General features: G+C 63.3%; 16 protein-coding genes and 1 riboswitch. Of the genes, 5 read left to right on the forward strand and 11 right to left on the reverse strand.

What is annotated here, in order from left to right; translation table 11 throughout:
• Nucleotides 1–3 precede the first annotated feature (3 nt).
• Together fusA and tuf are read left to right on the forward strand one after the other, a co-directional pair.
• Nucleotides 4–2,112 (forward strand): elongation factor G, encoded by a 2,109-nt coding sequence (fusA, locus tag LKD37_RS08975; protein WP_302928919.1) that lies wholly within the window; start codon nucleotides 4–6, stop codon nucleotides 2,110–2,112.
• 110 nt (nucleotides 2,113–2,222) lie between these two features.
• Nucleotides 2,223–3,428 carry an elongation factor Tu gene (gene tuf, locus LKD37_RS08980; RefSeq protein ID WP_302928920.1) on the forward strand — a complete coding sequence of 402 codons (1,206 nt, stop codon included), beginning with the start codon at nucleotides 2,223–2,225 and terminating at the stop codon, nucleotides 3,426–3,428.
• A gap of 369 nt (nucleotides 3,429–3,797) precedes the next feature.
• Here the strand turns inward: tuf and LKD37_RS08985 are convergent, their stop codons facing one another.
• Nucleotides 3,798–4,319, reverse strand: coding sequence for a CarD family transcriptional regulator (locus LKD37_RS08985; RefSeq protein WP_302928921.1), 522 nt, complete (start codon nucleotides 4,317–4,319; stop codon nucleotides 3,798–3,800).
• A gap of 124 nt (nucleotides 4,320–4,443) precedes the next feature.
• On the opposite strand from LKD37_RS08985, the gene LKD37_RS08990 reads away from it, so the two are divergent.
• From LKD37_RS08990 to LKD37_RS09000, 3 genes are read left to right on the forward strand one after another with little or no spacing between them, the layout of a single operon-like run.
• Complete coding sequence (locus LKD37_RS08990) at nucleotides 4,444–5,292, forward strand: mechanosensitive ion channel family protein (RefSeq protein WP_302928922.1); 849 nt, start codon at nucleotides 4,444–4,446, stop codon at nucleotides 5,290–5,292.
• The gene (locus LKD37_RS08995) at nucleotides 5,289–5,519 is read left to right on the forward strand and encodes a GlsB/YeaQ/YmgE family stress response membrane protein (RefSeq protein ID WP_302928923.1); all 231 of its coding nucleotides are present in this window, start codon (nucleotides 5,289–5,291) and stop codon (nucleotides 5,517–5,519) included. The genes LKD37_RS08990 and LKD37_RS08995 overlap by 4 nt, the downstream gene beginning before the upstream one ends.
• Before the next feature lie 13 nt (nucleotides 5,520–5,532).
• Nucleotides 5,533–6,024, forward strand: coding sequence for a gamma carbonic anhydrase family protein (locus tag LKD37_RS09000; protein ID WP_302928924.1), 492 nt, complete (start codon nucleotides 5,533–5,535; stop codon nucleotides 6,022–6,024).
• Between the two features lie 41 nt (nucleotides 6,025–6,065).
• Here LKD37_RS09000 and mgtE read toward each other — a convergent pair whose 3' ends face one another.
• The 10 genes from mgtE to LKD37_RS09050 form a co-directional block, all read right to left on the reverse strand.
• Complete coding sequence (mgtE, locus tag LKD37_RS09005; RefSeq protein ID WP_302928925.1) at nucleotides 6,066–7,448, reverse strand: magnesium transporter; 1,383 nt, start codon at nucleotides 7,446–7,448, stop codon at nucleotides 6,066–6,068.
• A gap of 94 nt (nucleotides 7,449–7,542) precedes the next feature.
• Nucleotides 7,543–7,703, reverse strand: a riboswitch (M-box (ykoK) riboswitch).
• Between the two features lie 103 nt (nucleotides 7,704–7,806).
• Nucleotides 7,807–10,224, reverse strand: coding sequence for a glycogen/starch/alpha-glucan phosphorylase (locus LKD37_RS09010; protein WP_302928926.1), 2,418 nt, complete (start codon nucleotides 10,222–10,224; stop codon nucleotides 7,807–7,809).
• The gene (locus LKD37_RS09015; protein ID WP_302928927.1) at nucleotides 10,225–11,649 is read right to left on the reverse strand and encodes a glycogen synthase; all 1,425 of its coding nucleotides are present in this window, start codon (nucleotides 11,647–11,649) and stop codon (nucleotides 10,225–10,227) included. It abuts the gene before it with no gap.
• Nucleotides 11,650–11,681: 32 nt separating this feature from the next.
• Nucleotides 11,682–12,788: a glucose-1-phosphate adenylyltransferase subunit GlgD gene (glgD, locus tag LKD37_RS09020; RefSeq protein WP_302928928.1), complete on the reverse strand. Its 1,107-nt coding sequence runs from the start codon at nucleotides 12,786–12,788 to the stop codon at nucleotides 11,682–11,684.
• The gene (locus LKD37_RS09025; RefSeq protein WP_302928929.1) at nucleotides 12,785–13,996 is read right to left on the reverse strand and encodes a glucose-1-phosphate adenylyltransferase; all 1,212 of its coding nucleotides are present in this window, start codon (nucleotides 13,994–13,996) and stop codon (nucleotides 12,785–12,787) included. The genes glgD and LKD37_RS09025 overlap by 4 nt, the downstream gene beginning before the upstream one ends.
• A 27-nt stretch (nucleotides 13,997–14,023) precedes the next feature.
• A complete protein-coding gene (glgB, locus tag LKD37_RS09030) occupies nucleotides 14,024–15,865 on the reverse strand; it encodes a 1,4-alpha-glucan branching protein GlgB (RefSeq protein WP_302928930.1) in 1,842 nt (613 codons plus the stop codon).
• 213 nt (nucleotides 15,866–16,078) lie between these two features.
• Complete coding sequence (locus LKD37_RS09035) at nucleotides 16,079–16,741, reverse strand: TIGR03936 family radical SAM-associated protein (RefSeq protein ID WP_302928931.1); 663 nt, start codon at nucleotides 16,739–16,741, stop codon at nucleotides 16,079–16,081.
• Entirely contained in the window at nucleotides 16,734–18,566 is a 1,833-nt protein-coding gene (locus LKD37_RS09040) for a TIGR03960 family B12-binding radical SAM protein (protein ID WP_302928933.1), read from the reverse strand. Before LKD37_RS09040 ends, LKD37_RS09035 begins: the two co-directional genes overlap by 8 nt.
• A gap of 13 nt (nucleotides 18,567–18,579) precedes the next feature.
• Nucleotides 18,580–19,464: a DMT family transporter gene (locus LKD37_RS09045; protein WP_302928934.1), complete on the reverse strand. Its 885-nt coding sequence runs from the start codon at nucleotides 19,462–19,464 to the stop codon at nucleotides 18,580–18,582.
• A 91-nt stretch (nucleotides 19,465–19,555) separates the two neighbouring features.
• Nucleotides 19,556–20,161 (reverse strand): AI-2E family transporter (locus tag LKD37_RS09050; RefSeq protein ID WP_302928935.1); only part of this gene is annotated, 606 nt, incomplete at its 5' end.

Raw genomic sequence — 20,161 nt, forward strand, 5'->3', positions numbered from 1 at the left:
GTTATGCCGAGAAAGGTTACACTGGAAAATACGAGAAATATCGGCATCATGGCCCACATTGATGCAGGCAAGACCACCACGACCGAGCGTATTCTGTACTACACGGGCGTCAACTACAAGATCGGCGAGACGCACGAGGGAACCGCTACCATGGACTGGATGGAACAGGAGCAGGAGCGTGGCATCACCATCACCTCCGCCGCTACCACCTGTTACTGGAAGGGCTCCAAGGACCAGTTCCCCCAGACGCGTATCAACATCATCGACACCCCGGGTCACGTGGACTTCACTGTGGAGGTGGAGCGTTCTCTGCGTGTGCTGGACGGCTCTGTCACCGTGATGTGCGCCAAGGGCGGCGTTGAGCCCCAGTCCGAAACCGTGTGGCGTCAGGCCGACCACTATCATGTGCCCCGGATGGTGTATGTCAACAAAATGGACATGCTGGGCGCGGATTTCTATCACGTGCTGGACATGATCCACGACCGCCTCAAGTGCAACGCCGTGCCCATCCAGCTTCCCATCGGGAAAGAGGAGTCCTTCAAGGGCATCATCGACCTGGTGGAGATGGACGCTGATATCTATTACGATCAGCTGGGCAAGGATATGCGCGTGGAGCCCATCCCCGCCGATATGATGGACCTGGCCAACGAGTACCGGGAAAAGCTGCTGGATGCCGTTTCCATGTTCGACGACGAGATCATGGAGATGTATCTGGAGGGTCAGGAGATCCCCACCGACAAGATCCGCGCCGCCATCCGCAAGGCCACCGTGGCCGTGGAGATGGTGCCGGTCACCTGCGGCTCCTCCTACCGGAACAAGGGTGTTCAGAAGCTGCTGGACGCCATTGTGGACTATATGCCCGCCCCCACCGATATTCCCGCCATCGTTGGCACCAACCCCAAGACTGATGAGGAGGAGGACCGTCACGCTTCCGATGACGAGCCGTTCTCCGCTCTGGCCTTCAAGATCATGACCGACCCCTATGTGGGCCGTCTGAGCTTCTTCCGCGTGTATTCCGGCACGCTGAACACCGGCTCCGCCGTGCTCAATGCCACCAAGGGCAAGCGCGAGCGCGTGGGCCGTCTGCTGCAGATGCACGCCAACCACCGGGAGGACCTGGAAACGGTCTATTCCGGCGATATCGCCGCCGTGGTGGGCCTGAAGAACACCACCACCGGCGACACCCTCTGTGATGAGAAGCACCCCATTGTGCTGGAGTCCATGGAGTTCCCCGAGCCCGTGATCCGCGTGGCCATCGAGCCCAAGACCAAGGCCGGCCAGGAGAAGATGGCCATCGCCCTGGCGAAGCTTGCCGAGGAGGACCCCACCTTCCGCACCTACACCGACGAGGAGACGGGTCAGACCATCATCGCCGGTATGGGCGAGCTGCATCTGGAGATCATCGTGGACCGCCTGCTGCGGGAGTTCAAGGTGGAGGCCAACGTGGGCGCGCCCCAGGTGGCCTACAAGGAGACCATCCGCAAGGCAGTGGACCAGGATACCAAGTATGCCCGCCAGTCCGGCGGTAAGGGCCAGTATGGTCACGTGAAGATCCATGTGGAGCCCAACGAGTCCGGCAAGGGCTACGAGTTCATCAACAAAGTGGTGGGCGGCGCTGTCCCCAAGGAGTATATCCCCGCCATCGACGCCGGTATCCAGGGCGCAATGCTCTCCGGCACCGTGGCCGGTTACCCCGTGGTGGACGTGAAGGTCACCCTGTACGACGGCTCCTATCACGAGGTGGACTCCTCCGAGATGGCGTTCAAGATCGCCGGCTCCATGGCCTTCAAGGAGGCCATGCGCAAGGCCGATCCCACGCTGCTGGAGCCCATCATGAAGGTCTCCGTCATCGTCCCCGAGGAATATATGGGCGACGTCATCGGCGATATCAGCGCCCGCCGCGGCCAGATCCAGGGCTACGAGATGCGCGCCGGCGCCCAGCAGATCGACGCCTTTGTTCCTCTGGCGGAAATGTTCGGCTACGCCACCGATCTGCGCTCCCGCACCCAGGGCCGTGGTCAGTACACCATGGAGCCCAGCCACTATATCGAGCTGCCCAAGGGCCTGCAGGAGAAGCTCATCAACAAGCGTACCGGACGGGAAAATTTCTAAATCGTCAAAAAACGATTGCTTTTCCCTATCGAATACTGTAAAATAGCAGTGTTAGTACAAGACATTGCAAGAAAACCATGATGCAAATTTGTTAAGGAGGATTTTTTCAAATGGCTAAGCAGAAATTTGAGAGAACGAAGCCCCATGTTAACATCGGCACCATCGGTCACATCGACCATGGTAAGACCACTCTGACCGCTGCCATCACCAAGTACCTGGCGATGCAGGGCGGCGCTGAGTACACCGACTACTCTTCCATCGACAAGGCTCCCGAGGAGCGCGAGCGTGGTATCACCATCAACACCGCTCACGTTGAGTATGAGACCGCCAAGCGTCACTATGCTCACGTGGACTGCCCGGGCCACGCCGACTATATCAAGAACATGATCACCGGTGCTGCCCAGATGGACGGCGCTATCCTGGTCATCGCCGCCTCCGACGGCCCCATGGCCCAGACCCGCGAGCACCTGCTGCTGGCCCGTCAGGTGAACGTGCCCTCCGTGCTGGTGTTCCTGAACAAGTGCGACCAGGTGGACGACGAGGAGCTGCTGGAGCTGGTGGAGATGGAAGTCCGCGAGCTGCTGGACTTCTATGGCTTCCCTGGCGACGACACCCCCATCATCCGCGGTTCCGCCCTGAACGCCCTGGTTTCCGAGTCCACCGATCCCAACGCTCCCGAGTATGCCTGCATCAAGGAGCTGATGGACGCCGTTGACGAGTGGATCCCCACCCCCGACCGCAAGGAGGATATGCCCTTCCTGATGCCCGTCGAGGACGTGTTCACCATCTCCGGCCGTGGTACCGTTGCTACCGGCCGTGTGGAGCGTGGTCAGCTGAAGCTCAACGAGAAGGTTGAGATCGTTGGTCTGTCCGACGAGAAGCGCGAGACCGTCGTCACCGGTATCGAAATGTTCCACAAGCTGCTGGACTACGCTGAGGCCGGCGACAACATCGGCGCCCTGCTGCGCGGCGTTGCCAAGACCGAGATCGAGCGCGGCCAGGTTCTGTCCAAGCCCGGTTCCATTCACCCCCACACCAAGTTCGTTGGCCAGGTGTACGTTCTGACCAAGGACGAGGGCGGCCGTCACACCCCCTTCTTCAACAACTATCGTCCCCAGTTCTACTTCCGTACCACCGACGTTACCGGCATCATCACCCTGCCCGAGGGCACCGAGATGTGCATGCCCGGCGATAACGTCGACATGAACGTGGAGCTGATCACCCCCATCGCCATCGAGAACGGTCTGCGTTTCGCTATCCGTGAGGGTGGCCGTACCGTGGGTTCCGGCGTCGTCATCGCCATCAACAACGACTGATTGACGTCCCCATCGGCGCATAGCTGATAAAGCCCGGCAGAGCATCGCTCTGCCGGGCTTTTTTTGCATGAAAAAATGTTTAATACTTTTTTAATATTTATGCATGAACTTTTGTAACATCCCTTGGGTATCCTATACTTGCAAGAGACAAAAAGCTTTTTTCATCAATCTTCCTGCCATTCAGGCGGAGAACCGGCTTCCGGTTCTCCGCCTTATGGTTTTTATCGACGAATAGTCTCGCAGAATTTGCCGCCCGCAGGCGGCAAATCAAATGCAATCCATTTTCGCCCGGGGCGTGTGCCTGGGCGAAAAATCTTCTCAGTCTGCAAGCCTTTTATCCCAAAAGGGACGAAGCCCTTTTGGGATAATTCAAAACAGCGGCCACTTGGGCCAGGTCTGGCGGATATAGGCCGGGACGTCCTCCCGGGGAAGGCCCAGCACCGCCCCCAGCTCGCCGTACAGGGCGTCCTCCGCCCGCCTGAGATAGCGCTCGTCCATCTGGCTGACCTTCCGCCCGTGGTGAATGGCCCAGCTGCGCCGGCGGCACACCCCCTTGATGAGGCCCGCCAGCCGTTTGCAGTCATAGGAGGCCACCACCTGGTGATACAGGTCCTTGATGGCCCGGGTGTTGTGGCTTTCGGCCTGCTCCTCCGGCAGCTGGTCCAGCTGCGCGATGAGCTCCTGCACCTCCTGCCCCGTCAGCAGGGGGCGCATCAGCACCCGGGTGTCCACCGGGGTCATCACCTGGCCGGATCGGTACAGCGGCGCAAGGGTATAGTACAGCCGGGTCTTGTCCATTCCCGGCAAAGACGGCGTCCCAACGCCCTCCACCCGGCAGACGCCCTCGCCGCCATAGACCACCATTTCGCCCGCTGCAAACATGCCGTTCATCCTCTCTTTCGTTCTTTACCATATTATACCACTTTTTCTCCAAAAGGGTAAGTCTTTTTTTGACGAATTGACAAAATCCGCCGCCCGGGAGTATAATAGGTGCCACGAAAAGGAGGTGCCGCCTGTGGAAAACCCATTGGATCAGAAGTTGGACCTGTCGGCCCTGCACCTGGGGAATATCTCCCTGGGGACGCTGCTGGGGGCACTGCTGACGCTGGTGATCTGCCTGGTGGCGGTGCGGCTGCTCACCGCTTTGCTGCGCCGGGTGCTGGCCCAGACCCATATGGACGCCCGGGTGCAGAAATACCTGGTGCGGACCGTGCAGCTGGTGCTGTGGGTGGTAACGGTGCTCATTACCGCCGACCAGCTGGGCATTCCCGTCACGTCCCTGGTGGCGCTATTGTCGGTGCTGTCCCTGGCGGTATCCCTGGCGGTGCAGAACGTCCTGGCCAATGTGGCCGGAGGTCTGGTGCTGCTGGTGACCAAGCCCTTCGCCGTAGGCGACTATGTGGACACCCCCTGCGGCGCAGGCACCGTCAAGGAGCTGACCCTGACCTATACCTATCTGGACACGCCGGACGGCCTGCGGATCGCCGCCCCCAACAGCAGCCTTTCCGCCGGAAAGATCACCAACTACACCACCCTGGGCACCCGCCGCATCCAGCACAGCGTCAGCGCGTCCTATGACGCGCCGGTGCAGACCGTGCGCCAGGCCCTGCTGGACGCCGTGGCCCGGACCCCGGGCCTGCTGGAGAGCCCCGGCCCGGAGGTATACGTCAATGCCTACGGCGAAAGCGGCATCGAGTACATCGTCCGCAGCTGGGCCAAGACCGCCGACTACTGGACGGCCTATTACGCCCTGCTGGAGAACATCAAGGCGGCCTTTGACGAAAAGTCCGTGGAGATGCCCTATAACCACCTGAACGTGCATATTGTGGACCCCCTGCGGGTAGAAAGAGAGACAAAGCAATGATCTATTCCCTGATTTTAGGCGCTCTCATCGGCTGGATCGCCTCCAAGCTCATGGGCAGCCGCGGCGGCCTGCTGCGCAACCTGATCCTGGGCGTGGTGGGCTCCGCCGTGGGCAATTGGCTGGCGGGCACCATCGGCATCGCCGCCACCGGCTCTGTGGGAGCCATCCTCATCGGCGTGGGCGGGGCCTGCGTTGTGATTCTTGTGGCCCGCTGGCTGTTCCATTAAGGAGAGAAAACCCATGAAGCCTGTGATTCATGAAACCGCCTTTGTGGCGGACAACGCCACCGTCCGGGGCAATGTCACCATCGGGGAGGGGGCTGGGATCTACTTCGGAGCGGTGCTCCGGGCGGAGACGGACCCCATCACTGTGGGCCCCGGCAGCAATATCCAGGACAACTGCGTCCTCCACGCGGACCCCGGCTTTCCTACCTCCGTGGGCCGGGACTGCACCGTGGGCCACGCCGCCATTCTCCATGGCTGCACCATCGGGGACAACACCCTGGTGGGCATGGGGGCCATCGTCCTCAACGGAGCCGTGGTGGGCCGGGACTGCATCATCGCTGCCGGGGCCTTGGTGACCCAGGGGGCTGTGATCCCCGATGGTTCCATGGTCATGGGCGCTCCCGGCAAGGTCCGCCGCCCCCTGACGCCGGAGGAGGTCGCATCCAACGCCGCAGCCGCCGCCGGTTACCGCCGCGAATCCCAGCTGTATAAGGCCGGAGAGCTGTAAATAAAAAGACGCCGGACTCCGGCGTCTTTTTCTATATGCAGCTACAGCAGGAACCAGGAGGCGAAGCGGAAATAGATCAGCAGGCTGGTGGCGTCCACGATGGTGGAGATGAAGGGGCTGGCCATCACCGCCGGGTCCAGGCCGATCTTCTCGGCCAGGATGGGCAGGGAGCAGCCCACGCACTTGGCAAACACCACCACAAACAGGATGGTCAGGCATACCACCAGGCACACCGTGGGCGTCACGGCGGCGTTGCCCAGCAGCAGCCGGTCCACCAGCTGCATTTTCACGAAGTTGGCCCCGGCCAGGCACACGCCGCACAGCAGCGACACCCGCAGCTCCTTCCACAGCACCTGGAAAATGTCGGAAAAGTCCACCTCGTCCAGACTCAGAGCGCGAATCACCGCCACGGAGGCCTGGGTGCCGGAGTTGCCGCCGGTGCCGGAGAGCATGGGGATATACGAGTTGAGCACCAGGCACGCGGCCAGGGCGCTTTCATAGTGGTTCAGGATCATCCCCGTGAAGGTGGCTGACAGCATCAGCACCATCAGCCAGGGCAGGCGGGCCCGCCAGGTGGCGAAAATGCCGGACTTCAGATAGGGCTTGTCCGACGGCAGCATGGCGGCCATCTTCTCGAAGTCCTCCGTGGTCTCCTCCTCGATAACGTCCATGGCGTCGTCCACGGTGACGATGCCCACCAGGCGCTGCTCCTTGTCCACCACGGGCATGGCCAGGAAGTCGTATTTGCTCAGGGCCTGGGCCGCGTCCTCCTTGTCGTCCATGGTGTTCACGGACACCACGTTGGGGTCCATGATGTCCTGGATCAGGTCGTCCTCCTCCGCCAGCAGCAGATCCCGGACGGACAGCACCCCCAGCAGATGACGGGTGGGGTCGGTGACATACAGGATGTTGATGGTCTCCAGCTCGCCGCCGATACGGCGGATGCGCTTGAAGGCGTCCTCCACCGTCATGTCCTTTTTCAGGGACAGGAACTCCATGTTCATAATGGACCCGGCGGAGTCCTCGGGGTACTGGAGAATTTCGTTGATGGACTTGCGCATCTCCGGTGTGGCCTTGTCCAGAATGCGGATCACCACGCTGGCGGGCATTTCCTCCACGATGTCCACGGCATCGTCCAGATACAGCTCGTCCAGCACCTCCTTCAGCTCGGTGTTGGAAAAACCGTTGATGAGCATCTCCTGGCTGTCGGATTCCAGCTCCACGAACACCTCCGCCGCCAGCTCCTTGGGCAGCAGCCGGTACAGCAGAGGCATCTCCTCCTCGCCGGCCTCCTCCAGCAGCAGGGCGATATCCGCAGGCTCCATAGGCAGGAACAGGTCCCGCAATCGGGCGTACTGCTTATTTTTGATAAGCGCCTCAATATTTTTCAGATATTGGTCCAATTCTTCCTGGTGATCGAACATGACCGGTTCCTCCTTTCCTGTATATACATAGCAAAAAATCCACAACGGCAGAAAGCCCATTGTGGATGCGCAGAGGGGCCGCGCGGGATGCGTGACCTGGCCACCGTAACAAGCTTTAGCATCGCGGGGCGGTGAAACTGCGTTAGATGATACCTTGGCTTCGATATCGCCTGTTCAAACCCTCTCATGGTGTCTCCACCACTCTGCGGCAGCAGTCCGTATCCCTCGCGGTAGCCTTACCTACCGGAGCATATTTTATTCAAATATAGAGTAAAACAAATTCTTCCGTCTGTCAACCCCTTTTGGCAAAAATGCCTCCCCCGCCCGGGCGCAGGACCCGGGCAGGGGAGGGCGGGGGTTACTTTTTATAGGGGACGTGCCAGATGGTGTCGGCATAGTCGGCGATGGAGCGATCGGCGGAGAAAATGCCGCTGCGGGCAATATTGTGCAGGCTCATGCGGTTCCACTTCTCCCGGTCGGCATAGGTATCCACCACCCGGTGAGAGGCGGCGCAGTAGGACGCAAAGTCCGCCAGCAGCAGATACTGGTCCGCCGGGCAGTCCGCGCCGTACAGCAGACGCTGATACAGGTCCTCATAGCTGACGCCGTCCCGGAAGCCGGTTTTCAGCTGGTCCAGCACCCGGTGCAGCACCGGATCCCGGGTATACAGCAGATAGGGGTCATAGCTCTGGCGCAGGCGGGCGGCCTCGTCGGCGGTGAGGCCAAAGAGGAACATATTCTCGTCGCCCAGCACCTGGTGCATCTCCACGTTGGCGCCGTCCAGGGTGCCTAGGGTCAGGGCGCCGTTCATCATGAACTTCATGTTGCCGGTGCCGCTGGCCTCCTTGCCGGCGGTGGAGATCTGCTGGCTGACCTCGCTGGCGGGCATCAGCATCTCCGCCATGGACACCCGGTAATTCTCCAGGAACACCACCTGGAGCTTATCCCGGCAGATGGGGTCACTGTTGATCTGGTCGGCCAGGGAGTTGATAAGGCGGATAATGCGCTTGGCCACGGCGTAGCCCGGGGCGGCCTTGGCCCCGAACAGGAAGGTCTGGGGCCGGAAGTCCATGTTGGGATCGTCCTGGAGCTGTTGATACAGGCTGATGATGTGCAGCACGTTCAGCAGCTGCCGCTTATACTCGTGCAGGCGCTTGACCTGGACGTTGAAGATGGCGTCGGTGTTCAGGGTGACCCCCTGCTGGCGCTTGGCCCAGCGGGCAAAGGCCTGCTTGTTGTCCCCCTTGATCTGCTCCAGCCGGGAGAGCACCGCCGCGTCACCGGCGAAGCGGTCCAGGTCCGACAGGCACCCGGCGTGGGTGAGATACCCGTCGCCGATGCAGTCCCGGATCAGGCCGTCCAGGCCGGGGTTGATCTGGCTGATCCAGCGGCGGTGGTCCACGCCGTTGGTGACGTTTCTGAACTTGTCCGGCTCCATGCCGCAGGCGTCCCGGAACACGTCCCGCCGCAGAATGTCGGAGTGCAGGGCAGACACGCCGTTGACGGCCATGCCCCCGGCGATGCAGAGGTTGGCCATGTGCACCACGCCGTCCCAGATGACCGCCATTTTCTCCGTCTTTTTGGGGTCGTGATAGAAATCGTCCACCTTCTGCTGCCAGCGCCGCGCGATCTCCTGCATGATCTGCCAGATGCGGGGCAGCAGGGTCTCAAACAGCTGCTGGGGCCAGCTCTCCAGTGCCTCGGCCAGCACGGTGTGGTTGGTATAGGCCACGGAGTGGCGGGTGATGTCCCAGGCCTCGTCCCAGCTCAGGCCCGCGTCGTCGATGAGGATGCGCATCAGCTCCGGGATCACCAGGGCGGGGTGGGTGTCGTTGATCTGGATGACGTTCTTCTCGTGGAAGTTCTTCAGGGTGCCGTAGGTCTGGATGTGCTGGCGGGTGATGGACTGCAGGGTGGCCGACACGAAGAAGTACTGCTGCTTCAGCCGCAGGGACTTGCCCTCGTAGTGGTTGTCCTCGGGATAGAGGATGGTGCTGATGGAGTCGGCCATGGCCCGCTCCTCGTTGGCCTTCAGGTACTGCCCCTGGCTGAACAACTGCATATCAATGGGCTTGGGGCTCTTGGCGTCCCACAGGCGCAGGGTGTTCACATGGTCGGTGTTGTAGCCCGCCACCAGCATATCGCAGGGGATGGCCAGCACCCGGGTATAGTCCTCGTGGACCACCATCAGGTGGCCGTTGTCCCACCGGGTGCGGACCCGGCCGCCGAAGTGAATTTCCTCGGCCTCCTGGGGCTTGGGCATCAGCCACGCGTCCCCCAGGTTCAGCCAGTCGTCGGGCAGCTCCACCTGCTGACCGTCCACGATCTTCTGCTTGAAAATGCCCAGCTCATAGCAGATGGAGTAGCCGGTGGCGGGAATGTCCAGGGTGGTCATGCTGTCCAGATAGCAGGCGGCCAGGCGGCCCAGGCCGCCGTTGCCAAGGCCCGCGTCCGGCTCCATGTCGAAGATATCCGGGGCGGAGAAGCCCAGCTCCTCCACCGCCTGGGTCAGCTGGGGCAGAATCCCCAGGTTATAGGCGTTTTTCATCAGGCTGCGGCCCATCAGGAACTCCAGGGACATATAGTGCACCCGCTTTTCCTGCTGCTCCTGGGTTTTCTCCTGGGTGTCCACGCTGCGCACGGCCATAATGTCCCGCAGGGCCAGGGCGCAGGCCTTCATGATCTCCCCGTCGGTGGCCTGCTTTTCCGTGCAGCCATAGTTCAGGCGCAGCTTCTGCTGGATGGCCTCCTTCAGGGCGTCTTTGGTATAAGTCATTTAGTGGTTCCTCCGTGATAGATCTTGGTAAATGCGCCGGTAGGCCCCGGCGCTGCGGTTCCAGCTGAAGTCCTCGGTCATGCCCCGGCGGCGGACGGTGTCAAAGCCCATCCGGTCCCCCCGGTACAGGCCCACCGCCTGCCCCACCGTCTGGCACAGGTCATGGGCGGTGCAGCCGGAGAACACATAGCCGTTGCCGTCGGGCTGGCCCACCTGGCAGGAGCGGACGGTGTCGTTGAGGCCGCCGGTCTGGCGGACAATGGGCACCGCGCCATAGCGCATGGCGATCAGCTGGCTCAGGCCGCAGGGCTCGCTGCGGGAGGGCATCAGGAACAGGTCCGCCGCGCCGTAGATCCGGCGGGACAGATTGTCGGAATAGGTGATCTGGGCCGATACCCGGCCGGGCCACCGGTTCTGGGCCCAGCGGAAGGCGTCCTCAAACTGGGACTCCCCCTGGCCCAGCACCACCAGCTGGCAGCCGGCGGCCATAAGGCCCTCCAGACCCTGGCACACCAGGTCCATACCCTTGTGGCCCACCAGGCGGCTGACGATGGCCATCAGCGGGGTGTCCGGCTCCTGGGCAAGGCCCAGCTGCCGCTGCAGCTCCGCCTTGCACACGGCCTTGCCCTCCATATGGTCGGGGTCGAAGGTCCGGGGCAGGGAGCCGTCGTGGGCGGGGTCATAGCTCTCAATGTCCAGACCGTTGAGCACGCCGGAGAGCTTATAGTCGATCAGGTGCACCACCTGCTCCAGGCCGCAGGCATAGGCCGGGTCATGGAGCTGGGCGGCGTAGGTGGGGCTGACGGTGGTAACGGCGTTGGCGGTGAGCATAGCCCCCTTCATCAGGTTCACGCACCCGTCCATCCGCAGGATGCCGCCGTCGTACCAGCCCCGGTTCAGGCCGAACAGGTCCTCCACGGTCTCGGGGCCGTACTTGCCCTGATACTCCACGTTGTGGATGGTGAACACCACCGGCAGGTCGTTTCCGGCGTCCCGCAGGTACACCGGCACCAGGGCCGTCTGCCAGTCGTTGCAGTGGACCACGTTGGGATACTCCGCCAGGTGGGGCAGCAGGGCCACCGCCGCCTTGGAGAAGAAGGCGAAGCGCTCCCCGTCGTCCATATCGCCGTACAGGCCCCGGCGGCGGAAATACCGCTCGTTGTCCGCGAAATACCAGGTGACGCCCCGGTATTCCAGGGAGAACAGGCCGCAGTATTCATGCCGCCAGCCCAGGTCCACATAGATATAGCAGCGGAAGTTCATCTTCTCCCGCCAGCGCTGGGCGATCTGGCTGTACAGCGGCAGCAGCACGGCGGTATGGTCGCCCTCCGCCGCCACCGCCGGGGGCAGACTGCCCAGCACGTCCGCAAGGCCCCCGGTTTTGCAGAACGGGGCCGCCTCGCTGGTGATATACAGAATATTCATATGGTCACCTCCGGATGAACGTGTGTCATATTTCAGATCGTGACGCCCCGGGCCACCACCAGGGGATAGTTCTCGTGGCCCATCAGGGTGCGCCCCTCCTGCACGGTGACGTATTTGTCGGTGATAACGCCCCGCAGGACGGCGCCCCGGCGGACCACGGTGCCCTTAAAGAGGATGCAGCCCTCCACGTCGGCCCCCGGCTCGATGCGGACGCCCCGGAACAGGATGCAGTTTTTCACCGTGCCCTGGATGTCGCAGCCGTCGGCGATAAGGGAGTTGACGCAGGACCCGTCCATATAGGACGAGGGGGAGTCGTTTTCCTTGGCGAAGATGGGCCGCTGGGGAGCGAACAGCTCCATGCGGATCTCCGGCCGCAGCAGCTCCATGCTGCGGCGGTAGTAGGACTCGATGGTGTCGATGCGGGCGGCGTAGCCGTCCCAGACATAGGCCCGGAAATGAAGGGCATCCTTCCTGTCCTGGAGAATATTGTGGCGGAAGCTGTACTGGTTGTGCGCCATGCAGTCGGTGACCAGCTGGATCAGCAGGTCCCGGCGCAGCACGAAGATGTTCAGGCAGCGGAAGCCCTCAGGGGTGAACACGTCGTGGGCCACGTCCACAATGCGCCCGGAATTATCCAGCTGAAAATAGGTGTCGCTTTCCGGCCCCGGCAGGGAGGTGCACACCGCCGTCATGTCCGCGCCGGAGGCGATGTGGTCCCGCAGCACGTCGTCCAGGGGCAGGTTCACCACCAGGTCGCTGTCGGTCAGCACCACATAGTCCTGCCGGATGTCCTTGAGATAGTCCATGACGCAGCCCAGGGCCTCCACCTTGCCCCGGAACCGGCCCGCGTCGCCCCGCCGCTCGGCATAGGCGAAGGCCGGCAGCAGGGTCAGGCCGCCGTGGTTGCGGCTCAGGTCCCAGCTTTTGCCGGTGCCCAGGTGGTCCAGCATACTCTGGCACTTGCCGTGCATGATAACGCCCACGTCCCGGACGCCGGCATTGACCATGTTGGAGAGCATAAAGTCCACCACCCGATAGTTGCCGCCGAAGGGGATGGAGCCGTGGATGCGCTGCTCGATGAGCTCCCGCAGTCCGGTTTTCTTTTCATAGGAAAATATGATGCCGTGCATTCCGTTCATGCTTCCACCTCCCCGTGATGACGGTCCAGCAGGGCCTTGGCAGGCACCACCTCGCCGGGGGCGATAACGGTGTCCGGCCCCAGGACGGCGATGCTCCAGTCGTCGGGATTTTTGGCGGTTTCCGGCGGCGTGCCCACCTGGGCCCCCCGGCCCACCCGGCAGCGCTCGCCGATGATGGCGTACTGCACCACCGCGCCCTCCTCAATGACGGCCCCGGGCATGACCACGGAGTAGCACACGCTGGCCCCCTGGCCCACCTGGGTGTTATAGCTCAGCACGCTGTTTTTCACCTCGCCCAGGATGCCGCAGCCCTTGGCCACGGCGCTGTTGCCCACGTCGGCGTGGGGCCCCAGAAAGGCCGGCGGGCAGGACGGGGTCCGGCAATAGATGGGCCACTTCTTGTCCAGCAGGTTCAGCCCCGACCCCGGGGCCAGCATGTCCATGTTGGCGTCCCACAGGGAGTCCAGGGTGCCCACGTCCTTCCAGTAGCCCTCGAAGCGATAGGCGGACATGACCTCTCCGGCCTCCAGCATGGCGGGGATGATGTTCTTGCCGAAGTCGTTGTCGGAGGTGGGGTCGGCCTCGTCCGCCAGCAGATAGGCCCGCAGCTTCTGCCAGGTGAAGATATAGATTCCCATGGAGGCCAGGTTGCTCTGGGGCTCCTTGGGCTTTTCGGCGAAGGCGGTGATCCGGTCGTTTTCGTCCACGGACATGATGCCGAAGCGGCTGGCCTCAGACCAGGGGACCTCCATCACGGAGATGGTGCAGGCAGCCCCGGCGTCCTTGTGGTGCTGGAGCATCCGGGAATAGTCCATCTTATAGATGTGGTCCCCGGACAGCACCGCCACATACTCCGGGTCGTACAGGTCCACAAAGCCGATGTTCTGATAGATGGCGTTGGCGGTGCCCTTGTACCAGGAGGCGCCGGAGGCGCTCTGGTACGGCGGCAGAATATGCACGCCGCCGTTGAGCCGGTCCAGCTCCCAGGGCTGGCCGCTGCCGATATAGCTGTTGAGCTCCAGGGGGCGGTACTGGGTCAGCACGCCCACGGTGTCGATGCCGGAATTGGTGCAGTTGGACAGGGGAAAGTCAATGATGCGGAACTTTCCTCCAAAGGGCACCGCAGGCTTTGCCATGTCGCCGGTGAGGACATACAGGCGGCTGCCCTGTCCGCCGGCCAGCAGCATGGCCACGCATTCTTTTTTCATGTCTGTTCGTTCCCTCCAGTCTGTCGGTTATGCCTTGTTGCTTCTGCGCCGGACCCGGCCCTGCAGAAACACCGCGCCCAGGGGCGGCACCCGCAGGGCAATGGACTTGTCCCGCCCGTGGGACGGGATATCCTCCACGGGGATGGGTCCGGTATTGCACACACCGGAGCCGCCCCAGGCGGCGTCGTCGGTGTTGAACACTTCCTCATAAAACAGCTTGCCGGGCACGCCGAAGCGATATCCCTCGTGGGCCTCCGGCGAGAAATTCACCACGCAGATCAGCTCATGGCCCTTGTTGTCCCGGCGCAGGAAGGCCAGGACGTTGTTGTGGTTGTCGTCGGCCACCAGCCACTCAAAGCCATTCCAGTCCCGGTCGTTTTCCCACAGGGGACGGGACTTCTTATAAAACCGGTTCAGGGCCTGGATGCAGGCGTGGGTGCGGCTGCAGTCGTCCCGGTCCAGCAGATACCAGTCCAGCTGGCCCAGGAAGTCCCACTCGTGCCACTGGCCCAGCTCCGCCCCCATAAAGGTGAGCTTCTTGCCGGGGTGGGCCAGCATATAGGCCGTGAAGCCCCGGACCCCTGCCAGCTGCCGCCAGTCGTCCCCGGGCATCTTGCCCCGGAGGGAGCCCTTCATATACACCACCTCGTCGTGGGACAGGGGCAGCACGAAGCGCTCGGAGAAGGCGTACATCATGGAGAAGGTCACGTCCTTGTGGTGGAACTGGCGGAACCAGGGGTCCATCTTCAGATAGTGGCACACGTCGTTCATCCATCCCATGTTCCACTTCAGGCCGAAGCCCAGGCCGCCCTCCTCAATGGGCCAGGTGACCTTAGGCCAGGCGGTGGATTCCTCCGCCGCCGTCAGGGCCGGGGGATCCATGGCCGCCGCCAGGCGGTTCAGGTCCTGCAAAAACGAGATGGCCTCCAGATTTTCGTGGCCGCCGTGGACGTTGGGACGCCACTCGGTCCGGCCATAGTCCAGATACAGCATGGACGCCACGGCGTCCACCCGCAGGCCGTCGATGTGGTATTCCTCCAGCCACCACCGGGCGGAGGACAGCAGGAAGGACCGCACGTCGTCCTTGCCGAAGTCAAAGACCCGGGTGCCCCAGCTCTCGTGCTCCCGCTTCAGGGGGTCGCCGTATTCATACAGGCTGGTGCCGTCAAAGTCGATGAGGCCGTGGGCGTCCTTGCAGAAGTGGGCGGGGACCCAGTCCAGGATCACCGCCAGCCCCGCCCGGTGCAGCCGGTCCACCAGATACATGAAGTCGTGGGGGTCGCCGTAGCGGCTGGTGGGGGCGAAATAGCCCACGCACTGATAGCCCCAGGAGTCGTCCAGGGGATACTCCGTCACCGGCAGCAGCTCCACGGCGTTGTAGCCCATGCTGCGGACATAGGGGGCCAGCCGGTCCGCCAGCCGGCGATAGTTCAGGAACGCCCCGTCCTCTCCCCGCTGCCAGGAGCCGCAGTGGACCTCATAGATGTTCAGGGGCCCCTCGGTCAGGGGCGTCTCCCGGCGGCGTTCCCGCCACACGTCGTCGTGCCAGTGGAAGCCGGACACGTCGAACAGGCGGCTGGCGGTGTCGGGCCGCAGCTGGGCATAGGTGCCGTAGGGGTCCGCCTTCCAGCGGACCTGGCCGTCGGCCCCGGTGATGACGTATTTATAGCAGTCGCCGGGCCGGGCGTCGGAAACGGTCAGGACCCAGTCGCTGCCCTGCCGCTCCATGGGAACGGGCTGCCAGTGGTTGAAGTCACCGGCCAGGGCGGCCTCCCGGGCGCTGGGGGCATAGACCCGGAAGGACCAGCCCTCCCCAGCCGGATGCGCGCCATAGGTCCGGTAAAGCTCTGTGTTTTCGGAAACGTTCATGGAATGATCTCCCTATATGTTATCATAACCGCCCCAAATCCCGGGGCATAATACCGCATTCTGGCCCTATTGTACCGCAAACTGCCCCCAGCGTCAAGGAATCCGCCGTTACCGGGAACGTCATTTATACGAAACATAGGACGCCGCCCTCCGGCCCCTTCACCGCCGGGGCAAGAAAATCACCCGAAGGGGGCCTCCCTCCGGGTGATGGAATTATCGGAACACCTGGCCGTCGGCGTCCAGCAGCTGGCGGCGGCGGACCCGGACAAAGTCCGGCGTCAGCTCCGGCAGATACCGGGCGATGGCCTTTTCCAGCAGCTGGGGGTTCAGTCCCGGGTTCTGGGCCTGCACCGTGACAAAGACACGCAGCAGGTTCTCCTCCTGGGCAAAGGCGATGTCCCGGATCATGGGCGCGATGTCCACCTGGGCCAGCTGCTTGCGCTTGGTGCGCTTCTCGATCAGCAGCTCCTGCCGGTGGAACAGCTCCTCCAGGGCCTGCACGGCCCCCTCCGGCACCCCCCGGTCATAGTCCAGCTCCACCTCCGCCCGGAGATAGGCCAGCTCCCGCACCGGCCGCAGGGCGGGATAGCAGTCCAGGATCCGCAGCCCCTCCGGCAGGCCGCCGTTGAGCTTTTCGGCCAGGCCCGCCCCGTCGGTGTCCTGGGTCACCTCAAAGTCCAGCAGCTCGCAGTCGCTGGACTGGCACACCGGCAGAGGCAGCACGATGGAGATGATGGGGTGGGGATGGAAGCCCTGGGAGTGTTTGATATCCAGCTCCGTCCGGGGAAAGGCCCGCTGCACCGTCCGCAGCAGGTCCAGATTGGAGATATAGGCCGCCGGGCCCTCCTTCACAAACAGCAGTCGCAGCTTAGACATCGCATTTCCCTCCTACCAGCCGGTTGGCGCCGCAGGCGTTGCAGTGGGTGCGGCAGTCCGGGGTGGTGACCCCGGCAAAGGCCCGCTCCCGCTCCCGCCAGAGATAGCTCTCCGTGACGCCGCTGGAGATCATGGCCCAGGGCATCAGCTCGTCCTTTTCCCGGGTGCGGTTGGCGTAAAAATGGGGGTCCAGCCCGCACTGGTCAAAGGCCTCCAGCCAGCGGTCCAGGGAGAAATACTCCTCCCAGGCGTCCAGCTTGGCCCCCTTGCGCCAGGCGGTCTCCAGGACCTTCCCCATGCGCCGGTCCCCCCGGGCCAGAACGGCCTCCAGGAAGCTGGTGTCTGAATCGTGCCAGTTATAGGTGACGGTTTTGGTCTTGATGGCCTCCCGCAGCAGGGTCACCCGCCGCTCATATTCCTCCTTGGAGATCTGCGGCTCCCACTGAAAGGCCGTGTGGGGCTTGGGCACGAACCAGGAGGTGGACACGGTGATGCGGACGCCCCGGTTCTTGTTGCTGGCGCTTTCCCGCCAGGTGTGCATGACCCGGGCCGCCAGATCGGCGATGCCCAGCACGTCCTCGTCGGTCTCCGTGGGCAGGCCCAGCATGAAATACAGCTTCACGGCGCTGTAGCCCCCGGCGAAGGCCGTCCGGCAGGAGGCCAGCAGGTCCTCCTGGGTGACGTTTTTGTTGATGACGTCCCGCAGCCGCTGGGTCCCGGCCTCCGGGGCGAAGGTCAGGCCGCTTTTGCGGCCCTTGGCCAGCCGCTCCATCAGGCTCATGGAGAAGTTGTCCGCCCGCAGACTGGGCAGGGACAGATTCACGTGCCGCTGCTGGCAGAAGGGCTCCAGCTGGTCGCACAGCTCCGTCAGCGGCGGGTAGTCGCTGGTGGACAGGCTGGACAGGGTCACCTCCTGATAGCCGGAGTCGTTGCAGGACTCCACGCCGTATCGGGCGCACAGCTCCCGGCTGCGGTTGCGGACGGGCCGGTACACATACCCCGCCTGACAGAACCGGCAGCCCCGGATGCAGCCCCGGAACAGCTCCAGCATCACCCGGTCCTGGACGATCTCCGTGGAGGGGACGATGGTTTTGGTGGGGAAAAAGGCTTTGTCCATATCCCGGACGATGCGCTTGGTCACCACCGCCGGGGCCCCGTCCCGGGGGGTGATGGCGGCCACGGTGCCGTCGTCGTGATACGTCACGTCGTACAGGCTGGGGACGTAGATGCCCGGCAGCTGGGCGGCGGCCCGAAGAAACGCCTCCTTGGTCCAGCCCTCCCGCCGGGCCCGGCGGTGCAGCTCCACCAGCTCCACGGTGATGTCCTCCCCCTCGCCCAGGCTCACCAGGTCGATGAAGTCGGCGATGGGCTCGGCGTTGTACATGGCGGTGCCTCCGGCGATGACCAGGGGGGTCAGGGCCGTGCGGTCGGCGCTGTGGATGGGGATTCCCGCCAGGTCCAGCATATTCAGGATGGCGGGAAAGGCCATCTCATAGCCCACGGAAAAGGCCACAATGTCAAAGTCCGTGATGGGCTGGCCGGATTCCAGGGCGAACAGGGGCATCCCCGCCCGGCGCATCTCCTCCTCCATGTCGCCCCAGGGGGCGAACACCCGCTGGCACCACACGCCCTCCATGTTGTTCATCACGCCGTAGAGAATCCGCATGCCCAGGTTGGACATGCCGATCTCGTATGTATCCGGGAAGCAGAAGGCAATCCGGGTATCCACCTGGGCCGGGTCCTTCTTCACGGCGTTGTATTCCCCGCCCACATAGCGGGCAGGCTTCTGCACCCGGGGCAGAATGCGTTCCAATCGTTTATCCACGGTATGTTCTCCTTTATACACGCTTTTTGCGGCCCAGGAAGGACCAGTCGCCCTCCATAATAAACAGGCTCAGCAGCATCAGGGCCGCGCCGATATAGCCCCGCAGAGACAGTACCTCGCCGGTCATGACAAAGGCCACCATGGAGGCAAACACCGGCTCCAGGGTAAAGATCAGGCCCACATGGCTGGCGGTGGTATACTGCTGCTGCACGGACTGGATGACAAAGGCAACGCCGGAGCAGAAAATTCCCAGAAACAGCGCCGCCGCCCAGGTCCTGCCGGAGGTGGGCAGATGCACCGGTTCCTCCAGCACCAGGGCCAGGGCTAAGGTCACGATGCCCACCACCGCCAGCTGGCACACACCCAGGCCCAGGGGGTCCACCCGGGGATCCCGGACGGCCTTCTCCGTGATCAGCAGGTCCACGGCGTAGCACAGGGGGGTGATGAGGCAGATCAGGTCCCCGGAGGCGGGCCGCAGCTCCCCGTTCAGGGTCAGCAGGGCCATGCCCACCGTGCACACCACCAGCGCCGCCCCCAGCTTCCAGCCGGGCCGCTGCCGGAAGAACAGAAAGCCCAGCAGCGGGGCGAAGATCACCTGCAGGGCGCAGATGAACGCGGCGTTTGACAGGGAGGTGCGGGTGATGCCGTAGTTATAGGCCACATAGGTCCCCGCCAGGGCCAGGCCCACGATGAGGCTGTACCATAGGGTGGTGCGGTTGATGTGGACCACGTGCTTCCAGAAGATCAGCCCCAGCACCAGAAACGCCACAATAAAGCGGAAGGCGTTCAGGGTCATGGGCGGCAGATCTGCCAGGCAGATATCCGTCAGGTAATAGCTGGCACCCCAGAAAAAGGTGGTCATCACCAGCAGCAGGTCGGCGCGGCGTTGCTTGTTCATGTCTGTGTTCTCTCCTACCGAAAATCTTCACTAACATCCCATTATACCACAGATCATCCGGCAAGAAAACAGCTTTTTTCGCTTTTTGCGGCTATTTCCACAGGCCCACATACCCCTCGTCGTGGAGCTGCTTGACAAACAGCAGCGCCATAGGCAGCAGGATCATCCCCGCCACGCCCAAAGCCCGGAACCCGGCGTACATGGCCGCCAGAGCCGCCAGGGGAGGCAGGCCCGCCTGGGCGGCCATGACCTTGGGCTCCAGAAGGCTGCGCACGGCGGAGATCACCGCGTACAGGGCCGCCAGAGCCACCGCCCGGGGGGCCTGCCCCGCCAGCAGACACACCGCCGCCCAGGGCAGCAGCACCGTGCCGGTGCCGAACACCGGCAGGGCGTCCACCAGCGCGGTAACGGCGGCCAGCAGCAGGGCATACCGCTGGCCCATCAGCAGGAACCCTGCCAGCAGTTCGCAGAAGGTGACCCCCAGCAAAATCGCCTGGGCCCGGCACCATTTCCCCAGGGTGGACAGCAGGTTGGCCTTGACCCCTCTGGCCCGGTCCAGCCGGTGCCCCAGCTGCCGCCGGAAAAAGGCCATCACCCGGGGATAGCTGCCGGCGGTGAAGAACACCGCCAGGGCCGTGGTGCCGCAGAACAGGAACACCCCCGGCAGGGGGGGGGGGGGGGGGGGGGGGGGGGGGGG

It is taken from the genome of Brotocaccenecus cirricatena, from assembly GCF_020687045.1.
In the GTDB taxonomy this organism is placed as follows: domain Bacteria; phylum Bacillota; class Clostridia; order Oscillospirales; family Oscillospiraceae; genus Vescimonas; species Vescimonas cirricatena.